Origin of the sequence: Microbacterium sp., from assembly GCF_035687345.1 — a bacterium.
Lineage (GTDB): Bacteria > Actinomycetota > Actinomycetes > Actinomycetales > Microbacteriaceae > Microbacterium.
Genome location: NZ_DASRXZ010000073.1, coordinates 1 through 8,693 on the forward strand (window position 1 = coordinate 1; position 8,693 = coordinate 8,693).

At 70.2% G+C, this 8,693-nt stretch carries 8 protein-coding genes; 5 read left to right on the plus strand and 3 right to left on the minus strand.

Annotated elements, in window-relative coordinates:
- Nucleotides 1-78 precede the first annotated feature (78 nt).
- Both VFF97_RS08705 and VFF97_RS08710 read left to right on the plus strand, forming a co-directional pair.
- Nucleotides 79-366 (plus strand): HU family DNA-binding protein, encoded by a 288-nt coding sequence (locus tag VFF97_RS08705; protein ID WP_179487083.1) that lies wholly within the window; start codon nt 79-81, stop codon nt 364-366.
- Between the two features lie 108 nt (nt 367-474).
- Nucleotides 475-2,487: a cytochrome c oxidase assembly protein gene (locus VFF97_RS08710; RefSeq protein WP_325033105.1), complete on the plus strand. Its 2,013-nt coding sequence runs from the start codon at nt 475-477 to the stop codon at nt 2,485-2,487.
- Between the two features lie 7 nt (nt 2,488-2,494).
- On the opposite strand, the gene VFF97_RS08715 is transcribed toward VFF97_RS08710, so the two are convergent.
- Nucleotides 2,495-3,577 carry a hypothetical protein gene (locus VFF97_RS08715; RefSeq protein ID WP_325033110.1) on the minus strand — a complete coding sequence of 361 codons (1,083 nt, stop codon included), beginning with the start codon at nt 3,575-3,577 and terminating at the stop codon, nt 2,495-2,497.
- A gap of 230 nt (nt 3,578-3,807) precedes the next feature.
- On the opposite strand from VFF97_RS08715, the gene VFF97_RS08720 reads away from it, so the two are divergent.
- Nucleotides 3,808-5,187, plus strand: a complete 1,380-nt coding sequence (locus VFF97_RS08720) for an ATP-dependent DNA helicase (RefSeq protein ID WP_325033106.1) — start codon at nt 3,808-3,810, stop codon at nt 5,185-5,187.
- A 22-nt stretch (nt 5,188-5,209) separates the two neighbouring features.
- Here VFF97_RS08720 and VFF97_RS08725 read toward each other — a convergent pair whose 3' ends face one another.
- Both VFF97_RS08725 and VFF97_RS08730 read right to left on the minus strand, forming a co-directional pair.
- Nucleotides 5,210-5,872, minus strand: a complete 663-nt coding sequence (locus tag VFF97_RS08725) for a biliverdin-producing heme oxygenase (protein ID WP_325033107.1) — start codon at nt 5,870-5,872, stop codon at nt 5,210-5,212.
- A gap of 96 nt (nt 5,873-5,968) precedes the next feature.
- Complete coding sequence (locus VFF97_RS08730) at nt 5,969-6,280, minus strand: DUF2470 domain-containing protein (protein WP_325033108.1); 312 nt, start codon at nt 6,278-6,280, stop codon at nt 5,969-5,971.
- 77 nt (nt 6,281-6,357) lie between these two features.
- On the opposite strand from VFF97_RS08730, the gene VFF97_RS08735 reads away from it, so the two are divergent.
- Complete coding sequence (locus tag VFF97_RS08735; protein ID WP_325033111.1) at nt 6,358-7,656, plus strand: serine hydrolase domain-containing protein; 1,299 nt, start codon at nt 6,358-6,360, stop codon at nt 7,654-7,656.
- Nucleotides 7,653-8,525, plus strand: a complete 873-nt coding sequence (locus tag VFF97_RS08740; RefSeq protein ID WP_325033109.1) for an EamA family transporter — start codon at nt 7,653-7,655, stop codon at nt 8,523-8,525. The genes VFF97_RS08735 and VFF97_RS08740 overlap by 4 nt, the downstream gene beginning before the upstream one ends.
- The last annotated feature ends 168 nt before the right edge of the window (nt 8,526-8,693 follow it).

Sequence of the window (8,693 nt, forward strand, 5' to 3'; positions counted from 1 at the left end):
CGACCAAGCCGGGGGGCAAGCAGTCTCTCGGTCCGCGCAATGAAACGGTGGCGACGAGCCGCCGTGGAGGACAACCACATGGCTGACAAGTCCATCACCAAGACCGAACTCGTCGCGAGCATCGCGAGCGCGACCGGGCAGAGCCAGTCCGCCGTGTCGAGCGTGCTCGACTCCCTCTTCTCCACCGTCTCCGAGGCGGTCGCCAAGGGCAGCAAGGTCTCGATCCCCGGCTGGATCGCGTTCGAGCAGGTCGCCACGTCCGCACGCACGGGCCGCAACCCGCAGACCGGCGAGGAGATCAAGATCCCCGCTGGCAAGCGCGTGAAGGTCACCGCGGGCTCGAAGCTCAAGGCTGCGGTCAAGTAACCACAGCGAACCACGCTTGACGAGGGGGTGCCGCGTTCGCGCGGCGCCCCCTCTCGCATGCCCGGCGACGAAGCCGGGAGCGGCCGTCCGCCGACGTAGGCTGGAACAATGAACCCGCGTGCGCTGCGGGCCGCCGGGCCCGCGATCCTCGTCGTGGTCGCGCTCGCCGCGGTCGTCGCGGGGCTCGCGTACGGCGGGGGTGCCGCGCCGCTCGTGATCGGAGATCCCGGGCCCGTCGCGCGGTGGGGTCTTCCGATCGCGAAGCTGTTCGTCAACCTCGCCGCGGCGGGGATGGTCGGATGCCTCGTGACCGCGCTGTTCACGCTTCGCGCGGGCCTCACGCCGGACGACGGCAAGCCGACCGAGTTCGACACCGCGCTCGACACCGCCTCGATCTCGGCCGCCATCTTCACCGTCGCGGCGGGGGTCACCGGGTTCCTCACGTTCATCGACGCGTTCAACCCCGCGTTCGACATCGGCCCGCAGTTCGGGGCACAGCTCGGGCGCTTCCTCGCCGAGACCGAGCCCGGTCGCGCATGGCTCATGACCGTCATCGCCGGGGCCGTGCTCACCGTGCTCACGTTCGCGGTGCGCTCGTGGACGGCGACGCTGCTCGTGACGATCCTCGCGGTGGCGTCCCTCGTGCCGATGGCGACGCTCGGGCACTCGGGCGAAGAGGCGAACCACACGACGGCGGTCATGTCGATCGTGCTCCACACGATCGCCGCGGCGGTGTGGCTGGGCGGACTCCTGCTGATGGTCGTCGTGCGCCCGCTCATGTCGACGAAGGATATGCACGCCGCGCTGCTGCGCTACTCGAGCATCGCGCTCGCGGCGTTCATCGTCGTCGCCACCTCGGGCCTGGTCCGCGGTGTGATCGCCGTCGGGGCGTGGGACGCCCTCGCGACGCCCTACGGCGCACTCCTCCTCGTCAAGATCGCGGCCCTCATCGCGCTCGGCTTCCTGGGGGCCGCCTACCGCGTGCGCCTGATCAACCGGATGCAGCAGGCCGCGGCATCCGGATCCGGCCGCTTCTGGGGGCTCGTCGCCCTCGAGCTCGGCTTCATGGGACTCGCGAGCGGTGTCGCGGTCGCGCTCTCGCGCACGGCACCGCCGACGACGGCGAACCTGCCCGAGGTGCGGACGCCGGCAGAGATCCTCACGGGAGCGCCACTGCCCCCAGAGCTGACCCCGATCCGCTGGATCACCGCGTGGGAGGTCGACCCGCTGTGGGCCACCGTCGCAGGGTTCGGCATCTTCTTCTACCTCGCCGGCGTGTGGCGGCTGCGTCGGCGCGGCGATGCGTGGCCGGCCTACCGCGCGATCATGTGGGTCGCCGGCATGGTCCTGCTGACGTGGGTGACGTGCGGCGCGGTCAACGCGTACCAGGACTACCTGTTCAGCGTGCACATGATCGGGCACATGCTGCTGACGATGGCGATCCCGCTGCTGCTCGTCGCGGGCGCGCCCGTGACCCTCGCTGCACGCGCGATCCGCAAGCGCGACGACGGCACGCGCGGCGGTCGAGAGTGGATCCTGTGGGCGGTGCACACGCCGTTCGCGCGCGTGGTGACGAACCCGTTCGTGGCCGCTGCGATCTTCATCGGGTCGCTGTGGGCGTTCTACTTCACCGACCTCTTCCGCTGGTCGCTGTACGACCACATCGGGCACGAATGGATGGTCGCGCACTTCCTCATCTCGGGCTACCTGTTCGTGCTGTCGCTCATCGGCATCGACCCGGTGCCGTACCGCTTGCCGTACCCGTTCCGGCTCGTGCTGCTCATCGCTGTCATGGCGATGCACGCGTTCTTCGGCATCGCGATCATGATGCAGTCCGGCCTCATGGTCTCGGAGTGGTTCGGGGCGATGGGTCGCACGTGGGGCCCGCCACCGCTCGAGGACCAGTACATCGGCGGCGGTGTCGCGTGGTCGATCGGCGAGATCCCGACGCTCATCCTCGCGATCACCGTCGCGATCCAATGGAGTCGCAGCGATGACCGCGCCCAGAAGCGCCGCGACCGCCACGCCGACCGAACCGGCGATGCCGAGCTCGAGGCGTACAACGCCCACCTTGCCGAACTCGCCGCGCGCGACGAGCGCGAGGCCCGGGCGGGTCGCTGACGAGCGTCTACTGCGTGTCGGGGCCGGTCACGACGATCGACGCCGTCCCGTCGGGGAGCACCGAGATCTTGCCCGTCACGATGAAGGGCACGTCCTCGCTCACGTGGGTGATCGAGCCGTCGAAGAGCGACTGGACGTCGACCTCGATGTGCGCGACCGCCTCGGCCGGCAGGATGCGCCAGCCCGCTCCGTCCGACTCCACCGTTACGGCGGGCTGCTCCACGATCGACCACACCGGCAGCGACGTGATGCGATCCTCGACGGGGTACCCGAACGGGCACGCGGTCGGCTGCAGCACCTGCTGGGTCGCGCACTGGGTGAGGAACTCCTCCATGCGCTGCTGCACGACCTCGAGGAACTGGTCGGTCGGCTGAGCGATGATCGACACCGGGATGCGCGTGAGCGGGCTGTCGGAGAGCACCGCGACCCCCGGCGTCGACGAGATCGCAGTGTCGACGGAGAGGGAGTAGATCCCGGGCGAGAACACCAGCAGCGAAACCGGGGCCCGCGGGTCGGCGTCGACGCCGTCGGGCGACACCTGCCGCTTGTCGACCGAGAACCCGTTCACCTCGAACACCATCGACCCGGAGACCTCGAGCTCGATGAGTGCGAGCGGGCTCTCGGCGAACCGCCACGTCGGCGCGAGCCCGACCGTGCCCTCGCGCTCGACCTCGAACGTCGTCGTGCCTTCGTACCCGCCCGCGAGGTAGGTGACCGTCACGTCGAAGACGCCGTCGCGGGCCTGCTCCGACACGACTCGCACGTCGGTGATCTCGCCCAGGGCGGCGCGGCGCAGGAGGGCGTCGGACGCATCGGGCGAGAGCCCTGCCGCATCGAGCTCGGCGGAGTCGACCGCGACGCCCGGCACAGCGAGCGCCTCGGTCGCGCGCCCGTCGGCGAGCAGGCCGACATACCGCTCGACGAATGCAGAAGGACTGTAGAAGATGCGGTACATCGCCGCGGCGCCGGCGGCGATCGCCCCGATCAGGAGGACGCCCACGATCCCGAGGAGGATCATGTCGGTGCGCAGAGAACGTCGAGAACGAGAGACGGATGCCTCGCCCGAACCCGCGGGCGCGGCATCCGTCATGACCGTCGTCGGGGCGTCGGCGGGCGGCGCTGTCGCGACGGGGGGATGGCCTGGCGGCGTCGCCTGCTCACCCGGGGGCGTCTGTGCGCGCCCGGGTGCGGTGCCGGCCGCCCCCTTGTCCACGGTCCCAGTCTAGGAAGGGCTCCTCCACACCGTGCAGCGGCGGACACCGGACGACATGATCGGCGTGCGCGGCGCCTCGCGGCATCCGGTCTGACTACCATGAATCGGTGACCACGCCGCCCCTCTCCGCCGAGCAGGAGGCGCTCTTCCGCCTGATCGAAGACACGCGCGAGCACGTGTTCGTCACCGGTCGCGCGGGCACGGGCAAGTCGACCCTCCTGCAGCACCTCGCTTGGAACACGTCCAAGCAGATCGCCGTGTGCGCGCCCACGGGTGTCGCGGCCCTCAACGTCGAGGGGCAGACGATCCACTCGCTGTTCAAGCTGCCGCTGGGCATCATCGGGCAGAGCGAGGAGCCGCAGTCGGATGCGACGCGCCGCCTTCTCAACGCGATCGACACGCTCGTGATCGACGAGGTGTCGATGGTCAATGCCGACCTCATGGACGCGATCGACCGGTCGCTGCGCCAGGCCCGCGGTCGCCGCGCCGAGCCGTTCGGCGGCGTGCAGGTGGTCATGTTCGGCGATCCGTACCAGCTCGCGCCTGTGCCGCCGCGCGGCGACGAGCTGCGGTACGTGCGCGACCACTACCGCTCGTTCTGGTTCTTCGACGCGCACGTGTGGACGGGCGGGCCGCCTCAGCTGTCTGACGGGCCCGCGATCGACGGCTTCGCCGACCTCGGCCCGTTCGGGGCGCACCTCAACGTGCGTGAGCTCACCGAGATCCACCGGCAGTCCGACCCCGGATTCAAGGCGATGCTCAACGCGGTGCGGCACGGACGTGTCACGGCCGACATCGCGCAGATCCTCAACGACACCGGCGCGCGCAGGCCGCCCGACCCCGCCGACGGCGAGCACCCGATCATCACGCTCGCGACGCGGAACGACATCGTCAACAACATCAACCGCCGCCACCTGAACGAGCTCGTCGGTCGCGAGCAGACGGCAAACGCCGAGATCCACGGCGACTTCGGCCGCGGCGATGCCTACCCGGCCGATCCCGAACTCAAGCTCAAGGTCGGTGCGCAGGTGATGTTCCTCCGCAACGACATCGGGGCCTTCGGCGAACCGCCGCGATGGGTCAACGGAACGATCGGCACCGTCACGCGCATCGCGGGCGGCACCGTGCGCGTGCAGGTCGACCACGAGGAGTTCGACGTCGAGCCGGCGGTGTGGGAGAAGTTCCGCTACGCGTACGACCCGAACTCGCGGTCGCTCACGCGCGAGGTGGTCGCGGAGTTCACGCAGTTCCCGCTGCGGCTCGCGTGGGCGGTCACGATCCACAAGTCCCAGGGAAAGACGTACGACCGCGCGATCATCGATCTCGGCTCGGGTGCGTTCGCCCCCGGGCAGACGTACGTCGCGCTGTCGCGCCTCACCTCTCTCGAAGGGCTGTATCTGACGCGCCCGCTGCGGCCCAGCGACATCCGCGTCGACCCCGATGTCGCCCGCTGGATGAACCAGGCGCGTCAAGCGACCCGCACCTGAGCCGTCTCGCTTCGAAGAGCGGTCAGGCGACCGCGGCGCCCTTTGCCGCCTTCGCGGCGGCGAGGTCTTCGAACAGCTCGGTGTTGAAGCGGTAGGCGAGCAGCACCTCTTCGATCACGCGCTCCTTCTCGGCTGCGTCCCACGGCGCGGCGTCGAGCTGCTCGCGGTAGACGTCCTTGAACGCCTTCGGGTCGGCGATGTCGTGGAAGATGTAGAACCCGATGCCGTTCGTCTCGAAGCCGAAGCGGCGGGCCATGAGCCTGCCGATGAACTGGCCGCCCGACAGGTCGCCGAGGTAGCGCGTGTAGTGGTGTGCGATGAACCCGCCCGCCCACGTGGAGCCGACCTTCTCGATGCGCTCCACGTACCGTCGCGTCGTCGGCAGCGGCTCGATCCGGTCCCGCCAGTCCGGCCCGATGAGGAACTCGAGGTCGGCTTCGAGGGCGGGGAGGCGCGTCAGCTTGTCGGTGATGAAGGCGGATGCCACGGGGTCGCGCCGCATCCGCTCCGCCGCGCGCTCGAGCGCGTCGTAGATGAACCAGTGCTGGGCGACGAGCGCGATGTAGTCGTCGCGAGTGCCGTCGCCCTTCATGAGGTCGGACATGAAGTCGGCGCCTTCGCTCGAGGAGTGCGCTGCGCTGGACCGCTCGCGCAGGGCGACGGAGAACGGGATGACGTCGGGCATGGCGTCATTGTAGGGCAGTAAGGACAGCCTTACCTATCCCGATTCCCGCGGTACGGTCCCTGCGAGCTCGGAACGAGGGGTTTCGGGTCTCCTGGCTCAATCGTGGGGCCGCGGCTCGATGCCGAGGCGCCGGCAGGACTCGTCGTAGAGCGCCACGACCTCGCGACGCACTTCGCGCCGTTCGGTGATCTCGCCACTCGGCCACGGAACGCGCACGTCGACCGTCGTTCCGTCGGCGAGCGTCGCCTTCCAGTCGGCGCCTGCACCGTCGAATCCGGTCATCTCCGCCGAGACGACATCGCGTCCGCCGCCGAACGCGCGAGCGATGAGCGCGTTGTCGTCGGCATGGTCGCCGTTCATGTGGCCGAGCACTCCGGCGAGCGCCGCGTCGTCGAATCGATGCGTCATATGTCAAGCCTACGGATCGGCTTCGTCGACTCGCCGCGGCCTGTGTTTGAATGAGTGACGATCATCGGGGGGTGAGTATGCACCGAGGTCACCGACGGCACCGTGTCGTCGCCGCCGTCGCGGCCGTTGTGGCGCTCTCACTCGCCCTCGCGGGGTGCGCAGTCCCCGAACAGGTCACCGTAGAGGTCCCGCCGCAGGTCGAGCGCACGCTCCCTGAAGAGACCGTGCAGCAGCTGCAGTCGGCGGTCGAACACGCGATGGCGGCGGCCGGTGCATCCGGCGCGATCGTCGGAGTCTGGGCGCCGTGGAGTGGCAGCTGGGTCGCCGGCCTCGGCACGCAGTCGCCGACCGACGGCGCCGAGGTCACGGCCGATATGCGCTTCCGCGCAGCTCGGATCACTCGACCCATGGTGTGCGACGTGCTGTTCGACGTCGCCGCGGCCGGGACCGTCTCGCTCGACGACAGCGTGTCCGACTACGTTCCCGGGGTGCCCGACCTGTCCGACGTGACGCTCCGGCAATTGTGCGACGGCACGGCGGGCCTCGGCTCGTACGGCGGGATCCTGACGCCGCTGTGGCTGAGCAACCCGACGCGTGTGTGGGACCCGCGCGAGCTTGCGAGCTATGGGATCGGCCAGGCGCAAGACGTTCAGCCGGGCACCGCATACTCCAGCTCGGATGCGGGCTATGTGCTGCTCGGCCTCGCACTCGAGCGCGCGACGAACAACTCGCTGTCCGCCCTCGTCGCGGAGCACGTGACGAATCCGCTCGGGCTCGACGCGACGGTCCTCCCGGCGGCGTCGGACACCGCCGTCGCCGACGATGGTCCCGTGCTGCACGGCCATCACTCGCTGCCCGGCGAGGGCGGCGAGCTCAACTGCACGGAGCCGCTCGACATCACCGAGCTCTCCGCGAGCGTCGGCTACGCCGACGCGGGAATCGTCTCCGACATCGACGACCTCGGTCATTATGTGCAGGCGCTCGCCGCGGGAGCCCTCGACCCCGAAGAACTCGACCGCTTCGACGACCCGAAGCCCGTCTACAACGGCGCGCCGACGTGGTACACGGCCGACGGCGGCGCCGTGCTGGCCGGGCCGCTCGTCGGCCAGTTCGGCTCGGTGCCCGGCTACGCGGTGTCGGCGTGGTCCGACCCGAACAGCGGACTCACCGTCGCAGTCGTCCTCAACAACTCCGTGACCAGCGGCAACATCGCCGCCTACCTGGCGTGGGAGCTCGCCGCGATCGCGTCGAAGGCTCCGCCGGCGTCGGGCGAGTCCCTCCCCGAAGCCGGTCTGCCCTGGACGGCGCAGCAGCAGCACGAGACCGTCGCGAAGCTTGCTGTGTGTCCGATCCCTTCGGCTGAGCCCCAGCAGTGAGCCGCCCCGGGGCGTCCCCGGCGATCCTGCTGGTCATCGCCGGTCTCGCGTGCCAAGAGGTGGGTGCCTCGCTCGCCGTGCTGCTGTTCGACGACGTCGGACCGATCGGCATGGTCATGCTCCGGCTCGTGTTCTCGGCACTCGTGCTGATGCTCATCGCCCGGCCGTCGCTGCGCGGGCATTCGCGTCGCGGCTGGACGTCGGTCGCCCTCTTCGGCCTCGTGCTCGCCGCGATGAACGCGCTCTTCTACCTCGCACTGGAACGGCTCGCGCTGGGCGTCACCGTTACGATCGAGGTGCTCGGACCGCTCGTGCTGTCGATCGTCGCGAGCCGACGGGCCTCGGCGTGGCTGTGGGCCGCGCTCGCGCTCGCGGGAGTCGTCGCGCTCGGCGGAGGCGGCTGGGAACGTCTCGATCCGCTCGGCGTCGTCTTCGCGGCCGGCGCGGCCGCGAGCTGGGCGTTCTACATCCTCGCGTCGGCCCGCGTGGGGCGGGAGTTCCCGAAGCTCGACGGCCTCGCCCTTGCGATGACCGTGGGCGCGGTCGTCTCGCTCCCGTTCGGGATCGCGTCGGCGGGCTCCGCCCTGCTGCGGCCCGAGCTGCTCGGTCTCGGCGCCTGTGTCGCGCTCCTGTCGTCGACGATTCCCTACGCGTTCGAGCTCATCGCGCTGCGTCGGCTTCCGGCGGCCGTGTTCGCGATCCTCATGAGCCTCGCGCCCGCGACGGCTTCGCTCGCGGGCTTCCTGCTGCTCGGCCAGGACCTCACGTGGCTCGAGATCGCGGGCATCGCGCTCGTGATCGCGGCGAGCGTCGGCGCGGTGCGGTCGTCGGCGCGCGCAGCGCGCGAGACGGCGGAGCCGATCGGGTGACGGCGGTCGCGGCATCCGGTTCGCTCTCATAGGCTGGCGGAGCGCTTCGTCCGCGACGCCGACCACCGACACGACCAGGACGACCATGAGCCTCAGCGACATCGACCCGACGGTCCCGCCGTCCGGTACCGGCTGCGCGGAGTGCGAGCTCGACGGGGGGTGGTGGTT

Coding starts and splice junctions, on each gene's coding strand:
- VFF97_RS08705 (WP_179487083.1), top strand. CDS start 79: ATGGCTGACAAGTCCATCACCAAGACCGAACTCGTCGCGAGCATCGCG.
- VFF97_RS08710 (WP_325033105.1), top strand. CDS start 475: ATGAACCCGCGTGCGCTGCGGGCCGCCGGGCCCGCGATCCTCGTCGTG.
- VFF97_RS08715 (WP_325033110.1), bottom strand. CDS start 3,577: ATGACGGATGCCGCGCCCGCGGGTTCGGGCGAGGCATCCGTCTCTCGT.
- VFF97_RS08725 (WP_325033107.1), bottom strand. CDS start 5,872: ATGCCCGACGTCATCCCGTTCTCCGTCGCCCTGCGCGAGCGGTCCAGC.
- VFF97_RS08730 (WP_325033108.1), bottom strand. CDS start 6,280: ATGACGCATCGATTCGACGACGCGGCGCTCGCCGGAGTGCTCGGCCAC.
- VFF97_RS08735 (WP_325033111.1), top strand. CDS start 6,358: ATGCACCGAGGTCACCGACGGCACCGTGTCGTCGCCGCCGTCGCGGCC.